We start from the raw sequence: 19343 nt of genomic DNA, 5'->3' as shown, positions 1-19343 counted from the left end.
CGAATAAAAAACCTGAAAACTTTGAATAATGTACTTTTATTAGGCGGTAAATGTTATGATTTAAGTAAACTTAGTCTTCACGCGATTGATAAAGGGGGAATTGACTTATGTTATATTACTTGAAAACAACGTTAAGAGAAAGATGGCCTTTATATTTACTCGTTATGATTATTTTAAGTATGATTGGTCTCGGTTATATGGGGACCCAAACTTTAACCGATCGAATCGTCATCCAAGCTAAGACCGACTTACAAAAAAACTGGCGTTTTCCTTATGATTTATTAGTTTTGCCCAATCAACAAAATGAAGTGACTATTTCATCAGACGGATTAGTTCCTTCACATTCGACACTTGCTAGTTATGGTGGTATATCAACGGATGATCTTTTAAAAATTAGAGCGATGTCTGGGGTAGAAATCGCAGCCCCATTGTCACTCATTGGATATATACCTTCTGAAATGCTTTCGATAAGTTATGGGGAAGCCGATCAAGGAGCATTTTATGAAGTAACAGACAAAAAAACGGCGAGCGACGGACTTGCTGAATATGTGTTATACAACCATTCCTATATAAATGATTATGGATTCACATCTGGCCCACCCGATGATGGGTCCCCGTACAGTGATCTATCAAAAAGACTTAGTGAAGAACGGGACGGCTATAAAAGTAATGCTCCGCCCAATGGCTCATTTAGGTATTCGAATGAGCTCATGTTAGTAGCAATCGATCCAATTGAGGAGGATCGACTGTTCTCTTTTTCGGATAGTTTGGCCAATGGAAACAAGCTTTCGGAATTCCAAGTAGAATCTTCAGAAGTTCTTGGTGCGAAAATTATCCCAATGGTAGTATTAGCCAATCAACAAACCTTAATGAATGAAAACTTTATCGTTTCGAAACTTGAATTACCTAAAGAGCTTTCCGAGGTAGACTTTTCTAATGGAGTTTTAGAAGTTCTCGAAAAACTCCCCCAAACTGAAGTTGTAAATATTACAATTCCGACCACATCTGAAAAGTGGAAATATAACTTGTCAGGGGTATATTTGACTGGTGGAAATACCTACAAAGAGACAATTGCCGCGGGACATGGCGTATCATCAGCAGAGGATTTGTTTAGGTATTCTTCGATTCAATACAAATATCTTCGAAATGATAACAATACTGTACCAATAGTCCAACCTTTGCAATTTGAAAAATCAAATATATATCACAGTGATATGGAGATTGAAATTCCTAGGTTTCGAACAGTTGTTGAAGAAGCGGGATCGTTCCCACTAGGTTATAATTACATCGATTTTTACGACTCCGAAAAGGTTGTTCCTGTTCTTAAGACAAATTGGAAAAAAGGGGATCCGGTCGATATATACACGCCACCAAACAGTAAAATTCTAGAGGACGGGGCGGGAAATTCTGTGCAGGAAACATACTTACTACCATTACCGTACAAGGATACTTATTATACAGGAGCCCCAGATGCGATAACGACGATGGAAGCGGCTAAAGTGTTTTATAAAAAAGAGGATCCAATCTCCTCGATTAGGATTGCCGTCAAAGATGTAGCGGAACGGTCAGAGATGAATCAAATGAAAATTGAAGATATTGCAAAACAAATTATGGATGAAACAGGCCATCATGTTGAGATTATGCTTGGCTCTGCTGCAGCGAAAGTACATGTTGATTTAGGGAACGACAAAGCTGGAATTCCCGGACTATTAGAAGAAGGTTGGCAAAAAGCAGGAGTAAGCTGGTCAATCCAAGAACAAATTGAGAAATCCAATATCGTTCTCTTCATCTATTTACTCTTAGTTAGTTTCGTATTTTGCTATACGGTCATTACACATAGTTTGCTTCGTCGTTCTACAGAGTTTGCGATGCTACGCGCAATTGGCTGGTCACGGGGAAAAATTGTCGGGTCACTTATTGTTGAAATCATCGCGCTAAGCTTGTTGGCGTTAATTCCGATTGTAATTGCGAATACAAAAATCGATGTATTGGCTTGGCATCAAATAGGGTTTGTGTTTCTAATCATCCTTCCAGTAATCGGAATTGGCTATTTTACTGGAAGTCGTAAAGCACTCAAACTTTCTCCACGTGCCGGGCTTGAAGGAGAAGGAACGCAGTGGAAATTCATGCGATTCTTTTCCATTAAAGGTTTATTCACTTATGTAACGCATCAACTTATGCGACGGCCCTTACGATTTGGTTTATTATCGATTATTTTGGCACTTACTTCCTTTATGGTTATTCTGTTCATCGCCACACAGAAAAGCTTATCGGATTTTCTATTACTCAGCTTTTTAGGTGAAACAATAGACCTTAATTTGAAAGGGTTCCAAACTGTATTTTTAGTTGCGGGAATCATTCTGACAGTGTCAATTGTTTTTCTTTTACTCTATTTGAATATTACAGAACGACGTGGAGAGTTCTTTATCTTGCGTTCGATTGGTTGGTCTCTGCAGCGAATCCAACTTTATATGGGCATTGAAGTTCTATTGGTCGCGGTCGTGGGATCGATTATTGGGGGAATTGCTGCCTATACATTATTAACCTACTTCTCAGCGATTTGGTTGCCAATATGGTTGTTGATCACAATCGTTAGTACACCGCCTATTTTAATGCTTCTTTTTTCAATGGCGATTGTCCAGTCAATGAGAATGAAAGGAATTGTAAACAATCATTATTCTGCTTAATTCAAGAAATCAAAAGGGGGAAATAATAACATGATTAAACTTGTATCCGTAAAAAAGAGTTATAAAACTGGAGCAGAAAACACAGAGATATTGAAAGATGTTTCGATTGATATTGATAAAGGAAAATACGTATCTATCACTGGACCTTCGGGTTCGGGTAAATCAACGCTTCTTCATTTAATCGGGGGATTAGAGCCCATTGACGAAGGAGAAGTGTGGGTAGACGGACAACCTGTCCATAAAATGAAAGATAATGCGTTAGCGAAACTTCGGCTTGAAAAAATTGGATACGTTTTTCAACAATTTCAATTGCTGTCAACTGCAACGGCACTTGAAAATGTGATGATGCCGCTACTTACTATGTTTTCATCCGCGCAAATTAAAAAAGACGCCGAGGAAGCATTAACGCGTGTCGGGCTTGCCCACCGGCTTCACCATTTACCTTCAAGGCTCTCAGGCGGGGAACAACAACGTGTTGCAATTGCACGTGCACTTGTCACAAAGCCTGAAATCATTCTAGCAGACGAACCAACCGGAAACTTGGACTCCGAAACGGGCTTGGCAATCATAGACTTGATAGAAAAAGTTCATGAAGAAGATGGTGTTACTGTTGTTCTTATTACACATGATCCGTACCTTGCTAAACGTGCGGAAGAAACAATTCGTGTCCTCGACGGAAAAGTTGAGCAATCATTGCAAAAGATAGCAACGGTTTAATGCGCTGGAAATGGTTGTTCTTGGTCGCGGGATTATTACTTATCGTTAACGCCTGCAATCCGAAGCCAGAAGAAGATGTGGTTGTGGAAGTCAAGGAGGAATTTATCGAAATTAAAAACCCTGGTAAAATGTTTGAAGGGGAAAATAGTTTTACCGATTCGCCAATACTTGAAGCGGTAGACAAAATTATGAAATACTATGATGCTCCTTTAACTGATGACAATTTGCAAAAAGTCCGTAAAACAAAAATGTATGGCAAGGAGTCGGTCTTGGATGTCCTAAATCTTGTTCAGTATAAAGAGGCTCCAATTCTACCTTTATATACAGATTATAACGTTATAGAAGAAGCTGTGCTAAAAGGGAAGCCTGTTTATGCTGAATTTTCGCTAGTTAGTAATAATACGTGGAAAGTCATCTTTTATGGGTATTCCGACGAGCAATTCGCTTACATGGATTTTGAAACAGGCGAAAAGAAATCAGTCGACCGAACGAGACTAGCTACTGTAGACAAATTTACGGCACTGATTCCATATAAGGGAGAATAGTTCGCGACCTCAGACCTAGAAGAATCCGCATATTACAGAGCTTACGAATGAGAAAGCCCAGCCCTTTAGGGGTGGGATGATAGTGAGTTCGGTGTGAGGCACCTCCTTGCGAGGTGTCGTAAGCCGACATCTATCAATTTTTAGTTGTCTATATATCTATGTCGCAGTTGCGAACGTATGGTCTATATAGTATGATATGGATATGGAAGATTATCGAAGAACCCAGACGACCGCGAGTCTTCTGAACAATCACTTTGTATTTTGTCCCCGATACCGTAGAAAGATATTTCTTAATGAACAATATGTTGAGATGCAGAGAAAACGTTAGAAGGGGGCAAACCCAATGGCAAGAAAAGATACGACACCAAGCTATGTGCTTGAACTGGAAATGAAAACAACAGCCTATGATCGCAAGATTTTTGGCAAGAAGACACGTATTGGCAAGAATATCTACAATTCTTGCCTTGGAGAAGCTCTAAAACGATTGAAAGCTGTCCTTGCGGACAAGACTTATCGAATAACCGTAAAAGCAAAACAAGCAATTTCAACCAAGTATAAAACTGCCAAAGCTCAGCAGGCGAATAAGCGAACAGCAGGAGAGAAAGAAATCATGCGTGAATTTAAACGGCTGACGGTTGAAATTCATGCGATCGAACAAAGCTACGGTTATTCAGAATATCAACTACATGCTTTTGTCACACCAATCCAAGCAAAGTTCGCCAAGAACATCGGCTCGCTTGAAGCGCAAAAACTCGCAACAAGAGCTTTCAATGCGGTTGAAAAAGTCCATTATCACCAAGCGAGTAAAGTAAACTTTAAACGTTGGTCGAATGATTTCTCAATCGAAAACAAATTAAATACTACTGGTTTGCGCTATGAAGATGGGTATATCCTTTGGGGCGGACAGACACGAGTCACAAAGAAAAATCCTTTTTCACAGCCAAAGAAAGGTGCAATTAAAGTACCGCTTATTATCAAGTGCAATGACTACTACGCACATGAAGCATTATGTAATCGAACAAAATATGTACGTGTTATCGCTAGGGAAATTCGTGGTGAGATTAGCTACTTTGCTCAACTCATACAAGAGGGTTTTCCGCCAGATAAATCATGGAAGAAAAACCGTAAAGTTTCTGGTGATGAAACAAAACGTGTCGGACTTGATTTGGGAACAAGTACGCTCGCTATTTCTAGTGAGAAAACAGTTGAGCTTCATGAATTAGCGCCCGGATGCGTGGCAGATGGCAAGGCACTCCGCAAGATTGAGCGGGCAATGGACAGAAGCAAACGGGCAACTAATCCAGCCAACTACAATGAAAACGGAACGATTAAGCGTGGCGTGAAATTAAAATGGCTCTTCTCGAAACGCTATCTTCGATTCAAGGCTATCCGCAAAGACCTGTACCGGAAGATTGCGGTTAAACGAAAACAGTCGCATGAAATCCTTGCGAACCATGTGCTCTCGCTAGGCTCAGACATTCGTGTAGAAACCATGCGGGTACAAGGACTTCAAAAGCGAGCCAAGAAGACAACACGCAACAAAATGAATGGGAAAATCAACAAGAAAATCAACAAGAAAAAGCGCTACGGTAAGGTGATCGCCAACCGAGCGCCTGCCATGTTTATTGAGATTATTGACCGAAAACTAACCTATCAAGGTAGAAAAATCAAGAAAATCAATACTGTTGAAGTGAAAGCAAGCCAATTCAATCATATGACTGGCGAATACAACAAGAAGGAATTAAGCGAACGTTGGAACGAGGATATTCTAGGTGAACGCATCCAACGTGATCTGTATAGTGCTTTCTTAATCGGAAACACCGTCGATACCTTAGATAGCGTAGACGTAGACTTGTGCAACCGAGGGTGGCAAAACTTCGTCGCGCTGCATCATCAAGAAATCGCAAGACTAGGGCAACACAGTAACAAGCAAATGGGTTGGTTTGTGGCTTGATAGAGACCAGTCGGAATGACAAAGTAGCCGACTTTAATAATTTTGTGGGTGTCGTAAGCGCACGAACGGTCTTCATTGGCTAGTCGGAGTAGCGCCGAACTATACGTTCTAGCCCCACGAACTTCTTTGGGAAATCGCAGCAGTGTAGGGATGGCAACCTCAACCGTAAGGTTGATAAGGTCGCTCTAAGAATTGTGATGTTGGTGGCAAGTTTCCACTAACCCAAAGAACCCCATGACTTTAGCCGTGGGAGTTGTCAGTTAGAAATCGTTGCAAGCGATGCTTATTATGAAGATGATGGGATCAAATTTTGAAAGCGTTAACTGCAATAGAGAACGAAAACTTAACAGAAGAAATCTTTTTCTATCATTATTTGTTCATGTATTACTACACCTTTTATGATTTTCAACCTGAAATCGTTGAACCGATTCTGGAAAAAGAACTTGCTTCAATGAAAAACCCAGCCAATATGGAAATTTCTATTGCATTGGCCAATTATAATGAAGACGAAGATAAACTGAAGTCCGAATTAGCCAATCTACAATTATTAGCTTCCCACCGAACGGAAACGCTTGAACTCATTGTTGAAAAGGGAACTGAATTCGGTTATACAGACCTTGTCGCCAAAGCTGAAGAAATGTTGAATAGTAGAAAGAAATAAAAGCTGATCCCACTTTTGGACAGCTTTTTTTGCGTTCCTTTTGTATAATAGACATAGAGGTGAGTGCTTTGTTTATTAGCGAAAAGGAAATTGAAATCAGATACGCGGAGACGGACCAAATGGGTGTTGTCTATCATGCGAATTACTTAGTGTGGATGGAAATTGGGCGAACGAAGATTATCGAGGACTTGGGTTTTACATATGCCGGGCTTGAGGCTGATGGTTTTATATCACCTGTCATCGATTTATCCATTCAATATAAAGCGTCGATGAAGTATGGCCAAAAAGCAATGGTTCGAACGTGGATTGAGTCGCATGGTAGATTGCGGACGACATACGGGTACGAGATTCTCCATGAAGACGGCAAAATTGCTGCAACCGCTACATCGGAACACGTCCTGGTGAAAAAGGAATCATTCCGGCCAGTATCTCTTGCAAAAGTAGCGCCAGATTGGGATTCGAAATATAAAGAAATTAGCCGGAAACAAGACTAATGGCTTTTGGGATTAAAAGAGATGAACTGATGGCTTGGAAAAAAGCAGTTAGTAGCGGCGAAATTGCTTTTCTAACCCATTATTGGATCGACGAGCGATTTCCGGGATGCAAAACCGTGACAAAAGCAGGTTGTGCTGATATAGAAAAACTGAGCGAATGGGGAAAACGTTACGGATTGAAACCAGAGTGGATTGATATGCGAGATGACTTTCCGCATTTTGATTTATTTGGTAAACATGAACATGATATTTTACTTAATGAAGGATTGACCAATCAGCTTGAACGATTCGGTTTACTAGAAAAAGATTGATTGTCTCAAACAGAACTAAATTGAGTGAATAAATACCAAGAGGCGGCTATGTGCTGCTTCTTTTTTTTGGAGAAATTAATAATCATACTGGCATGCATTTCCTTAAAAGCAAAGTAAAACAATAGAAGAAATACTATATCTTTATGAAAAGGCTATTGACTATTCCGAAATGACTGACTATAATAAAAACTGAGAGGTGATTCACTTGTCATTAATTGATGAAGAGAGAAATGAAAAAACATTGCCGTTGACTAAAAAAGGAATTGAAACACGACGAAAACTGTTAGAATCAGCGGAAATGATTTTTGGAACGAAAGGCTATTTTAATGCTTCTATCGTTGATATCACACAAACAGCAAAAGTTGCACAAGGGACATTCTACAACTACTTTTCTTCTAAGAAAGAGATATTTGAAGAGCTTGTCAAACAATTAAGTCGTGACTTTCGTTACGAAATACAAACAGAAGTATCAAAAACGACTAACGGGAAAGAAGCTCAAATTACAGGTTTTCGTACTTTCTTTCGATGGTTAAAAAATCACCGAAACCTTTATAGTATTGTTCAACAAGCAGTATTAGTTGATGAAGAACTTTATCGTGAGTACTATGAGCGGTTAGCTTCGGGGTATATCAAAGGTCTTGAAGTGGCTATGACAGATGAGGAATTCAAACGATTGGACCATGAAACCGTCGCGTATTCTCTAATGGGAATCAGTCAGTTTATCGGAATGAGATGGATCTATTGGAAGAATCAAGATGTTCCTGAAAAGGTATTTGAAGATATGATTACACTAATATTTGAAGGGATTAATAATAGGAATGAGGTGAAATAAGTTGCAAGGAATTGCTTATTGGATTGAAAAAAAAGCTTATATTACACCAAATAGAGTTGCCTTAATTGGAGACGGACAAACGTACACTTACAAAGAAATGGCCAATGCAATTACACAAACAGTTTATTTATTAAAGAAAAATATTCCATTAAAAAAAGGGGAACGTGTTGCAGTATTATCATCCAATAATACTACTTATCTGATGATGTTTTTCGCTCTTGCAAAAATGGGTTGTATCATCGTTCCACTTAATACTAGACTTTCAACTAAAGAATTAGAATTTCAAATAAATGACAGTCAGACAAACTATATTTTTTCTAGTGACGAATTTCAAGAGAAAGGAAATGAATTGCAACAACTAACTGGTGTTAAGTGCCTATTAATGAAATCCCTTACGGATCTTACATGGGAATCAACAGCCACGAATGGTATAGAGCACTTTATATCTACTGAAGCGGATGGCTCTAGTCCATTTATTATTTGCTATACATCCGGAACAACTGGAAAACCCAAGGGAGCAGTACTCACACAAGAGAATGTGTATTGGAATGCAGTTAATAATGTATTGGCACTGGAAATTACATCCATTGATAGATTGTTAACATTATTACCTTTTTTCCATATTGGGGGCACTGGCCTATTTACCTTTCCAGTGTTTTTCGCTGGAGGAACCGTCATAATCCCCGATAATTTGGAGTCAACGAATGTGTTACGTACAATCGAAGAAGAAAAAGTTACTTTAGTGATGGGAGTGCCGACGATTTTCCATTCATTAAGAAATAGTAACTCGATCAACAAGACTAATTTTGAGTCGATTCGCTGGTTCTACAGTGGTGGGGCTCCATGTCCTAAAGAATTAATTTATTTTTACCTTGAAAAAGGGATTCCTTTTGGGCAAGGCTACGGATTAACAGAAGCCTCTCCGACCGTATTTATGCTTTCAAAAGAAGATTATCTAAAAAAAGTTGGATCGATCGGTAAACCTGCCATGTTTTGTGATATTAGAATTATTAATTCCTCCGGAGACGATGTATCTCACAATGAGGTTGGTGAACTATTAGTGAGAGGACCGAATGTAATAACCGAGTATTGGAATTTACCGGAAGAGACAGCGAAATCATTTGTCGAAGGGTGGTTTCGAACTGGTGATTTAGTTAAAGCAGATGAAGATGGATTTGTTTATGTTGCTGGAAGAAAAAAAGAAATGCTGATTTCTGGCGGGGAAAACATATATCCGATTGAAGTAGAGCAAGTCTTGTTACAACATCCAGAAATTGAGGAAGCAGCAGTATTTGGGGTAACTGACTCTAAATGGGGAGAAGTCCCGATTGCTAGTGTAATTGTAACTAAGGCTTCTCGATTAAACGAACAAGATATTATTAACCATTGTTTGAAAGCGCTCACAAAGTATAAGTGTCCAAAAAAGGTGGAAATCTTAAATTCTTTTCCAAGAAGCTCCATCGGTAAAGTGAATAAAGTACTGTTGAAAAACAATTTCTTGGAAAGAGACTAACTATATGGAAGTGTGTACGTCAATCAATTAATTCGATTTGTAAAGCCAGTATTTATAGGAGATACGATAACCACTACTTGAAAAAAGGAGGATGAATATGAGCAATGAAAATATAGGAATTGTAGAAACGGGGGTCTATTTTCCTCCTGATATTGAGACAGCAAAAGATATTTCTTTAAAAACAACTATTCCAGAAGATGTTATTATACAGAAGTTTGGTCTAATTAAAAAACATATTTCCGATCAATCTATGCATGCGACAGATATGGCGATTGAAGCAGCGAGAGGCATTCTTGACAAGGTGGATCCAACCGAGATTGACGTTATTATTTATTTCGGGAGTCCTTTTAAGGAGTACAATGTCTGGTCGGGAGTAACAAAAGTCCAATATATGCTTGGAGCAAAAAATGCGTATACATTTGAAATGATGAATGTAAGTTCTTGCTTTCCAATTTCATTAAAAGTAGCTAGAGATATGCTAATTGCAGACGAAACGATTAATAAAATTCTTTTAGTCGGAGGGTGTAAAGAATCCCACATAGTTGACTATGAAAATCCAAGGTCAAGGTTCATGTTTAACTTTGCGGATGGGGGAGCTGCTGCATTAATAGAAAGGGGCGCGGTCAACAATAATATACTTGGCTCAAGCTTTATTACAGATGGTTCATTTTTCGATGATGTGAAGGTTTTAGCAGGTGGCTCAAGGCATGCTTCTAGCAAAGATTCGTTTTCTGACAATTCGTATGCAATCGATGTAAAAGACCCACAAGACATGAAGGAACGATTGGATTTAGTATCAGAACAGAATTTTATTAAGGTTGTAAAGGAAGCCGTTGAAAAAAGTGGCTATCAAGTCGAAGATATTGACTTACTTTTACCTCTACACACAAAAAAATCGATCTTTGTTAAGCTGTTAGCTGGATTAGGATTAAACGAAGATCAAGCAATCTATCTGAATGAGTATGGACATTTATCAGCACTTGATCCGTGCATTGGTTTACACATTGCTAAACAACAAGGCAAGGTGAAAAAAGGCTCACTCGTTGTCACTGTAAGCGCGGGTACGGGTTATACATGGGCAGCAACTGTAATTAAGTGGGATGGTGATTGATTAGACTTACTTTATCTATATGTATTATAGCTGTGGCATTGGCTTAATCTAATTTGACGGAATATTCAAGTTTGAGAGAAGGCAAGAGTTGAATAAACACTTGATAATAAGGGGGATAAGTTAAATGAGAAGTTCAAGATATTCGTTTTGGCTAATAAGTTTACTTGTTTTTGTCCTTGTATTTACTACTGCCTGTAGCTCAGATAATCAGCCAGATAAGTCCGATGAAAGTAACAAAGATGTTGAAACCATCAAGATCGGGGTGCTTGCCTCACTGACTGGGGCACTTGAATCATATGGGAAGCAGACGCGGCAAGGCTTTGAGTTAGGATTGGAATATGCGACTGATGGAACGATGGAAGTTGCGGGTAAAAAAATTGAAGTCGTATTTGAAGACACGGAAACAAAACCCGAAGTTGCCGTTCAAAAAGCAACAAAACTACTTGAAGAAGATGAAGTTGATTTCCTAGTTGGCTCCTCAAGCTCGGGAGATACACTTGCAGTTCTGCCGCTCGCTGAAGAATACGAGAAAATTATGGTTATTGAACCGGCAGTAGCTGATAGTATTACAGGTTCCGAATTTAATGAGTTTATTTTCAGAACTGGACGTAACTCCTCGCAAGATGCGGTTGCCGGTGCTGCGGCTATTGCAAAACCAGGTGTAAAAATTGCTACCTTCGCACCTGACTATTCATTTGGATGGGACGGCATTGAAGCATTTAAAAAAGCAGCAATTGAACTTGGTGCTGAGATTATTTTAGAAGAATTTGCAGATCCTGATGCAACTGATTTTACATCGAACTTACAGAAAGTGATTGAAGCAGATCCTGATTACTTATATGTCGTCTGGGCAGGCGCAAATACACCATGGAATCAAATCAATGACTTAAAAATTCAAGAAAAAGGAATAAGCATATCGACAGGAGTGGCAGATATTCCAACGTTACCTTTATTGGAGCCACTTATCGGCATGGAAGGGTTTACCGTTTATTATCACACACTTCCGGATAATGAAGTGAATGATTGGCTCGTCAAAGAACATAAAGAACGTCATAACGGTGAAGTTCCCGATCTATTCACTCCAGGTGGTATGACCGCAGCGATTGCAATTGTTGAAGCCTTGAAAAAAACTAAAGGTGATACGGATGTTGATCAATTAATTGAAACAATGGAAGGTATGTCATTTGAAACACCAAAAGGTACAATGACTTTCCGCGAAGAAGATCACCAAGCTCTTCAAACGCTTTACTCAGTTAAACTTGAAAAACAAGACGGCTTTGATTATCCAGTACCGGTACTCATTCGGGAGTTATCGCCAACCGAAACAGAACCACCAATCATGAACCAATAAATACACTATGAGGACAGTACGAGAAAAACGGTTCTGTCCCTCTGATTACTATTACTTTCCTAAACTTGGCCTGAAGGATCCTTTTCTAGTAGTAGATGTCATTCAATTCCGAACATTGTTATGATAAACTTATAGAAAAGAAGGTTTTGAGAGGTGATTGCTGATGGACCACACACCTGTACTACAATCAAAGTTAATTCCACCAACCCCTACATCGTCCTATATGCGAAGGGCTTCCTTTACTAAAAAAATGAAAACATCCGAACGTGTTAAGTTGACACTTTTGCATAGCGGCGCAGGATACGGAAAAAGTTCTGGTCTTGCTTCCTACTTCACAGATTCGCGGTCTACCTATTCTTGGTATTCGATTACGGAAGAGGATGATGATATTCTTCCGTTCATTACACATCTCATTCAGAGTATTCGACGGATTAGACCGAATTTTGGACATTCCCTAGGAGAATGGGAAACACCTTCCATGTATCCAAAAGAAGCAGATCTTAATCGTTGGCTTGCTTTGTTCATTAATGAACTATATGAAATTGAAGAGCCCACTTCCATTATCATTGACGATTTTCATATTGTAGACCATGTATTTCAGATCAATTACATGATGGAAAAAGTGATAGAATTCCTTCCGTCTCATATTCATTTAATAGTCGCAACACGAAATCGACCGAAATGGTCGTGTCTCAATAAGTTGAAATTGACCTCACAGTTATGTGAAATAGCGGAAGAGGAATTCACTTTTTCAACAGAGGAAATCACTGTGTTCTTTGAGGATTACTTTGACAAAGTTTTATCTGTAGAAGAAGCAAAAAAGATTGTGGAAATGACCGAAGGCTGGGCAATTGCTATTAATCTACTAGCTCTTCATATGATGGATTACGATATTCCTTTATCATCCGTTATGAAACCCGCTTTACATGAGCTTTTCTCTTATTTATCAGAAGAAGTATTTCAAAATCTGACCGAACAAGAACAAAATTGGTTGCTTTCATTTTCAATATTTCCGGTAATTTCAACTCAAATAGCAATCGACTTTTTCGGAAATGAAGCAGCGGATCGATTGCTGGAATTCGCCAAAAAACATGTGTTCATTCAACCATTTAGCGAGGAAGGAACTTTTCGTTACCACGCGCTTTTTCAGCAATTTCTTGAAGCAAAATGGCTATCAATGAACCCAGAAAAATTCACTGCGATACACCGAGAAGCTGCACTTTATTACAAGAAAAAACTTAATCCTGGACAAGCTGTTTATCACGCGATTAAAAGCACGGATGATAAATTTATAGGGGAAATTGTAGCCGAAATGGGTGCAGCACTGGTAACATCGGGACAATTTGATTGGCTTCTAGACACAATCAGGGAATTACCTGATGAGATTAAGAACACGCATTATCCTCTTCATTACTATGAAGGAGAAGCCCATCGCTACCGAGCTTATTACGAAAAAGCACGACTTTCTTACACGGAGTGCCTTCAGTTGGCAGAAAAAAATAACGATGCTTATTTTCTAAGCCGTTCAAATGCAGGGATTGCCCATATTTATTTAGACACAATTCAACCTGGTAAAGCAAAGCCTTTTTTACAAGAGGCGATTTCCTTTGCGCAAAAAAGTAAAAAGGTAAGTTTTCACGAGATGGAAATGCATAAACGTCAATTTGCTGAAAACCTTGCGAATCTTGGGAATGCCGCCGAGGCTGCTGCCTGGGTGGAAACCGAAAAGATGGATAAAAGCATACTTCGTGAAGGTAATCTTGATGCCAGAATACTGCTACGAACTGGAAAATTAACCGAAGCAGAGGAAGTTTTAAACGAACGAAAGGCGGATAACTTCACATTACCCGATGCACACCGTGAAACCGATGTGCTGCTTTCCCTTATCTATTCAATGACTGGCCAAGCAGGACTAGCAATGGAGAGTGCAGCAAAAGGAATTGAACTCGGAAAAAGGGAGAAATCGGGTTTTGCCGAGGCTGTCGGTTGGATTCGACTAGGTCACGCGAAAGTATTGCAGGATTCTTTTGATTTGAGCGGCCCGGAATCCGACTATTTGCAAGCCATTACACGCATGGATGAATTGAATGTCTCACGCGGGAAAGCGGAGCCACTCATGGGATTGTCCATTTTAAAAGCGCGGCAAGGTATTTTTATGGAAGCAATCCAATTTGGTGAAACGGGATTACGTGAAACTGAAAAAGTGAGTGATGGTTGGTTATCTGGACTTATCCGCATCGGTCTAGCAATTGTCCATTTTTATGCCGGTAACTTTGAGGAATCTGCGGAGCATTCTAAGACTGCAAAAAGTCTTTTTATAGAATGCGGTGATACGTACGGAGAAATGGTCGCATCTTTTTGGCTAATGAGAGTTTATGATAAATTAGACCAATCGCTTTGTTTTTCAGAAGCGTCAATAGATTTTTCAACTTTGTGCATTCATCATAATTATCTCTTTTTCTTAACTACAAATACGCTTTTCAGTCCATTTGATATGCAAATTATATATCCATTGTTCATACGGGCAGCAATTGAAAACAAAGATCATGCTAGCACTCAACAAATCGTGAAACAACTTAATCTACAAGGAGTAACTGCTCACCCAGGCTATACAATTTCCGTGCAATTAATGGGACCTTTTAAAATCATACTTGGCTTAGATGAAGTAGAAGAACGACGATGGCAACGGGATAAGTCTAAAGAACTTTTTGTTTATTTACTCCTAAACCGAGAGCGTTATATTTCAAAGGATGAAATCATGCGCGAACTTTGGGACGAAACCGATGAGAAAAGTGCTGATCGAGATTTTAAAGTTGCGTTAAATGCTTTGTTGAAGGTAATCGAACCACATAGGGGAGCAAGAGGGCCGTCCTATTTTATATTACGGAAGCAAACCATGTATCGAATAAATCCGCGTGCCGCAATTCGAAGTGATCTGGACCGTTTCCAATTATTTTTGGAGTCTGGATTATCTGAGCGTTCGCCCGAAATTATCGTGAAACAGTTATTGAAAGCAAGTTCAATCTATAATGGCCATTTATTCGAAGAGAAATTAGAGCTCGAGTGGATCGCCAAAGAGCGTGAAAGAGTCCAACAACAGTATATACAACTTCTTGAACGACTTGCACAAACTTATACAAGACTGAAAGAATTCGGAAAGACAATATTTTGGGCAGAAAAAATCCTTCTCATCGATTACACATGGGAGGAAGCATACAGGTTACTCATGTATGCAAACTACCAATTGCAAAATAGAGCTCAATCTGTGAAATGGTACAAAAAATGCAGTGATGTACTTGAAGATGAACTGAATATCACGCCAATGGAAACAACAGAGGAAATGTATAAAATAATCATGAATGAATTGTAGGAGTCGGTATTATACTCTTTCCTTTTTTGCAACTCGTTTGTAACTCCTATTCTATAAAGTAAGAGTTAGTAAGAAAGCGCTTGCAATGATAGAGGAGAGAGGGGTTTGTTTATGAAGAAGAAATCGTGGATGATAGCTTTGCTAGCTCTTGTATTGGTTATTAGTACGGCATGTAGCGAAGATAATGGAAAAGAATCAGACAAAGAACCCGGTGGTGAAATAGAAGAAGGCGGCACAATCACAATCGGCGTGCTTGCTTCACTTACAGGGGCTTTGGAATCGTACGGTAAACAAACTAAACAAGGCTTCGAATTAGGTTTGGAATATGCAACGGACGGAACAATGGAAGTCGCTGGTAAAAAGATTGAAGTCGTCTATGAAGACACAGAAACAGAGCCTGTTGTTGCAGTGCAAAAAGCAACGAAATTACTCGAAGATGATAAAGTCGATTTTCTAGTCGGTTCTTCTAGTTCAGGAGATACACTCGCAGTTCTGCCCTTAGCAGAAGAATACGAGAAGATTATGATTGTTGAACCGGCAGTGGCGGATAGTATTACAGGTTCTGAGTTCAATCCTTTTTTATTCAGAACAGCAAGGAACTCTTCACAGGATGCAGTGGCAGGTGCGGCAGCTATTGCAAAACCAGGTGTGAAGATCGCGACATTTGCACCTGATTATTCATTTGGTTGGGACGGGGTAGCAGCATTTACAAAGGCAGCTGAAGAACTTGGAGCAGAAGTCGTTCTCGAAGAATTTGCAGATCCTGCAGCTACGGATTTCACATCGAACTTACAAAAAATTATCGAAGAGGAACCAGACTATCTATTTGTTGTCTGGGCTGGAGCGAACTCACCTTGGAACCAAATTGCTGATTTAAAAATGCAAGAAAAGGGCATTAAAATCTCGACTGGTGCCCCAGACATTCCAGCACTTTCTATAATGGAACCGCTCGTGGGAATGGAAGGCTTCTCTGTTTACTATCATACGCTCCCAGATAACGAAGTGAATGATTGGCTCGTTAAGGAACATAAAGAACGTTATAACGGGGAAGTCCCTGACTTATTTACACCAGGAGGCATGTCAGCTGCAATCGCAATCGTTGAGGCACTTAAAAAATCAGATGGTGATGCTGATGGTAACAAATTGATTGAAATCATGGAAGGTATGTCATTCGAAACGCCTAAAGGCACAATGACATTCCGTGAAGAAGATCACCAAGCACTTCAAACACTTTACTCTATTAAACTCGAAAAACAAGACGGCATTGATTATCCAGTACCAGTTCTAATTCGAGAGCTGTCGCCGTCCGAAACAGAACCACCAATTCTGAACAAATAAAAATATGGGGCAGTCCGAGAACGTAGGAACTGTCCCTCTCCAGGTGATAAATACAGTTTATCACCTTACTGATAAATACAGTTTATCTTCTGGAGAGGGATAGATGTTAAGGAGGTTATTAATTGGAACCCATTTTAAAAACTGAGAATTTATCAATCCGTTTCGGTGGCCATACAGCTGTCAACCGGGTCAACTTTGAAATGCCAGAAAAACACTTCAAGTCAATCATTGGACCTAATGGCGCTGGAAAAACGACATTTTTCAATCTAATCAGTGGTGAATTAAGACCAACTGAAGGCGAAGTTTACTTCAAAGGGGAAGCACTAGGAAATTCATCAGCAGTTTCAAGAACCCGAAAAGGACTCGGTCGTTCGTTTCAAATTACAAATGTATTCCCGAACTTAACTGTTTTAGAAAACGTACGCCTTGCCGTTCAATCAAAGGAGAAAATCAGGTATCAGATGCTTCGTCATTTCATTAGCTATCCAAAATTGACGGAAGAGGCGGAAAAACTATTGGATCTCGTCCTGCTGTCAGGTAAGGAATTAGTTCTGGCAAGTCAACTTTCTCACGGTGAAAAAAGAAAGTTAGAAATTGCTATGTTGCTGGCACTAGATACGGAAGTCCTTCTTCTTGATGAACCAACAGCTGGGATGTCATTGGAAGAAGTACCCGCTATTCTGGACGTCATTCGTCAAATTAAAAACACGGGAGAAAAGACGATTTTATTAATCGAACACAAAATGGATTTGATTCTCGATTTATCGGACTCTATCATGGTGCTATTTAACGGTAAGTTATTAGCAGACGGAAGTCCGAGGGAAATTATGGACAATGAAACGGTCCAAAGCGCTTACTTAGGAGGCTTACATGATGAAAACCTTGCTGAAAGTTGACGATGCTCACACGCATATCGGGCAATATCATATTTTACAAGGCATTTCCTTTGAGGCACGCGCGGGTGAGGTTAGCGTGTTGCTAGGACGTAACGGGGCAGGAAAAACAACAACCTTAAAAACAATTATGGGCTTAACGCCCGCCTCAAAAGGTTCAGTAACTTTCAATGAACAAGACATTACACGAAAAGCAACTTATGAAATCGCAAATTTAGGGATCGGTTATGTTCCGGAAGATCAAGGGATTTTCGGAGCGCTAACCGTTGAGGAAAATATGAAAGTCGCAATGAGAATAGAAAATGACGAAGCATTCAAACGGCAAGATTATGTTCTGGACCTTTTTCCAGATTTAAAAACATTTTGGAAAAAGGATGCCGGACATTTATCGGGCGGCCAAAAGCAAATGCTTGCAATGGCTAGGGCATTTGTAAATGACAGTAAACTCATTCTTATTGACGAACCGTCAAAAGGTCTTGCACCAATTGTTATTGAAACAGTCATGGAAGCTATTTCAGAAATGAAAAAAACGACGACCATTGTTCTTGTCGAACAAAACTTTTTTATGGCGAGTCGAATCGGTGATACATACACACTCATTGACGACGGCGAAACGGTTCATGCAGGAATGATGAAAGATCTCATTCAAAATGAGGAATTGAAACGCAAGTACTTAGGAATCGGCTAAGGGGGGCTGCGCGATGGAACTAATCATTAACCTTACAGTAAACGGTTTGGCAACGGGCATGCTCATTTTTCTTCTCGCTTCGGGACTAACGCTTATATTCGGATTGATGAGCGTATTGAACTTTGCTCACGGCGGCCTGTTTGCCTGGGGTGCATTTTCAGGGATTTGGGTTTATGGACTTTCAGGAAGTTTTGTTATAGGTATCATAGCCGCAATTCTCACAGGCGCTATTCTCGGGTTCATAACGGAAAAGTTAATTATTCGCCCTGTTTATGGAAATCACGTTCAACAGATTTTAATCACACTGGGCTTCATGCTCGTCCTAAGTGAAATGTTAAAAGTTGTTTGGGGACCAAACCAGATTGCCGCGAAAGTACCAACTTATTTGGCTGGAAGCTGGGAATTTGGTGATGTACTTATTATTAAATATCGCTTTTTTATCATCGTCATGGGTTTTCTCATCTTTGGTATTATTCAATATATTTTAAAACGAACGAAAATCGGACTGATCGTACGTGCCGGCGTTTTGAATAAAGATATGGTGCAAGCGCTCGGAATTAATATTAAACGTGTTTTCCTTCTCGTTTTCATGACGGGATCAGCGCTTGCTGCTCTAGGCGGTGTCCTATTCGCCCCCTATTCGGGTGTGATTTACGCTGAAATGGGTATGGAGTTTGCCATTTTAGCCTTTATTGTTGTCGTAATAGGCGGCATGGGGAGCTTTCCAGGCTCATTATTCGCAGCAATTCTCGTTGGGCTGACGGGCAGTTATATGGCGTACTACGTACCTGTTCTATCACTTGCGGTCAATATGATGCTCATGGCAATCGTATTAATCTTCCGTCCGCAAGGTCTTTTCAAAGCAAAGGAGTGACGGC

Annotated in this window: 16 protein-coding genes and 1 pseudogene; all 17 read left to right on the top strand. The window is 39.7% G+C overall.

Annotated elements, in window-relative coordinates; translation table 11 throughout:
- Nucleotides 1-107: 107 nt before the first annotated feature.
- The 17 genes and pseudogenes from AC25Y1_RS11825 (at nucleotide 108) to AC25Y1_RS11745 (ending at nucleotide 19339) form a co-directional block, all read left to right on the top strand.
- Complete coding sequence (locus AC25Y1_RS11825; RefSeq protein WP_488148197.1) at nucleotides 108-2687, top strand: FtsX-like permease family protein; 2580 nt, start codon at nucleotides 108-110, stop codon at nucleotides 2685-2687.
- A gap of 30 nt (nucleotides 2688-2717) precedes the next feature.
- The gene (locus AC25Y1_RS11820; protein ID WP_488148196.1) at nucleotides 2718-3404 is read left to right on the top strand and encodes an ABC transporter ATP-binding protein; all 687 of its coding nucleotides are present in this window, start codon (nucleotides 2718-2720) and stop codon (nucleotides 3402-3404) included.
- Nucleotides 3404-3949, top strand: a complete 546-nt coding sequence (locus AC25Y1_RS11815) for a hypothetical protein (protein ID WP_488148195.1) — start codon at nucleotides 3404-3406, stop codon at nucleotides 3947-3949. Before AC25Y1_RS11820 ends, AC25Y1_RS11815 begins: the two co-directional genes overlap by 1 nt.
- 202 nt (nucleotides 3950-4151) lie before the next feature.
- Nucleotides 4152-4238 (top strand): annotated as a pseudogene (locus AC25Y1_RS11810) (IS200/IS605 family transposase); the annotation flags it as partial.
- A 54-nt stretch (nucleotides 4239-4292) separates the two neighbouring features.
- Complete coding sequence (locus AC25Y1_RS11805; RefSeq protein ID WP_488148194.1) at nucleotides 4293-5903, top strand: nuclease/transposase family protein; 1611 nt, start codon at nucleotides 4293-4295, stop codon at nucleotides 5901-5903.
- A gap of 310 nt (nucleotides 5904-6213) precedes the next feature.
- Nucleotides 6214-6564: a hypothetical protein gene (locus AC25Y1_RS11800; RefSeq protein WP_488148193.1), complete on the top strand. Its 351-nt coding sequence runs from the start codon at nucleotides 6214-6216 to the stop codon at nucleotides 6562-6564.
- A gap of 68 nt (nucleotides 6565-6632) precedes the next feature.
- A complete protein-coding gene (locus AC25Y1_RS11795; RefSeq protein WP_488148192.1) occupies nucleotides 6633-7058 on the top strand; it encodes an acyl-CoA thioesterase in 426 nt (141 codons plus the stop codon).
- Nucleotides 7058-7369 (top strand): hypothetical protein, encoded by a 312-nt coding sequence (locus AC25Y1_RS11790; RefSeq protein WP_488148191.1) that lies wholly within the window; start codon nucleotides 7058-7060, stop codon nucleotides 7367-7369. Before AC25Y1_RS11795 ends, AC25Y1_RS11790 begins: the two co-directional genes overlap by 1 nt.
- A gap of 205 nt (nucleotides 7370-7574) precedes the next feature.
- Nucleotides 7575-8201: a TetR/AcrR family transcriptional regulator gene (locus tag AC25Y1_RS11785; RefSeq protein ID WP_488148190.1), complete on the top strand. Its 627-nt coding sequence runs from the start codon at nucleotides 7575-7577 to the stop codon at nucleotides 8199-8201.
- A gap of 1 nt (nucleotide 8202) precedes the next feature.
- A complete protein-coding gene (gene menE / locus AC25Y1_RS11780) occupies nucleotides 8203-9714 on the top strand; it encodes an o-succinylbenzoate--CoA ligase (RefSeq protein ID WP_488148189.1) in 1512 nt (503 codons plus the stop codon).
- A 97-nt stretch (nucleotides 9715-9811) separates the two neighbouring features.
- Nucleotides 9812-10825 (top strand): 3-oxoacyl-ACP synthase, encoded by a 1014-nt coding sequence (locus tag AC25Y1_RS11775; protein ID WP_488148188.1) that lies wholly within the window; start codon nucleotides 9812-9814, stop codon nucleotides 10823-10825.
- A 124-nt stretch (nucleotides 10826-10949) separates the two neighbouring features.
- A complete protein-coding gene (locus tag AC25Y1_RS11770) occupies nucleotides 10950-12176 on the top strand; it encodes a substrate-binding domain-containing protein (protein WP_488148187.1) in 1227 nt (408 codons plus the stop codon).
- Nucleotides 12177-12426: 250 nt separating this feature from the next.
- Nucleotides 12427-15546, top strand: a complete 3120-nt coding sequence (locus tag AC25Y1_RS11765; RefSeq protein WP_488148186.1) for an AfsR/SARP family transcriptional regulator — start codon at nucleotides 12427-12429, stop codon at nucleotides 15544-15546.
- A 111-nt stretch (nucleotides 15547-15657) separates the two neighbouring features.
- On the top strand, nucleotides 15658-16884 hold the full coding sequence (locus tag AC25Y1_RS11760; protein WP_488148185.1) for a substrate-binding domain-containing protein: 1227 nt from the start codon (nucleotides 15658-15660) through the stop codon (nucleotides 16882-16884).
- A gap of 122 nt (nucleotides 16885-17006) precedes the next feature.
- Complete coding sequence (locus tag AC25Y1_RS11755) at nucleotides 17007-17780, top strand: ABC transporter ATP-binding protein (RefSeq protein WP_488148184.1); 774 nt, start codon at nucleotides 17007-17009, stop codon at nucleotides 17778-17780.
- Nucleotides 17758-18465, top strand: a complete 708-nt coding sequence (locus tag AC25Y1_RS11750) for an ABC transporter ATP-binding protein (protein WP_488148183.1) — start codon at nucleotides 17758-17760, stop codon at nucleotides 18463-18465. Before AC25Y1_RS11755 ends, AC25Y1_RS11750 begins: the two co-directional genes overlap by 23 nt.
- A gap of 13 nt (nucleotides 18466-18478) precedes the next feature.
- Entirely contained in the window at nucleotides 18479-19339 is an 861-nt protein-coding gene (locus AC25Y1_RS11745) for a branched-chain amino acid ABC transporter permease (protein ID WP_488148182.1), read from the top strand.
- The last annotated feature ends 4 nt before the right edge of the window (nucleotides 19340-19343 follow it).

Source organism: Sporosarcina sp. Y1009 (assembly GCF_057669865.1).
The sequence above is the reverse complement of the archived record's forward strand: the minus strand, read 5'-3'. Positions and strand labels throughout refer to the sequence as shown.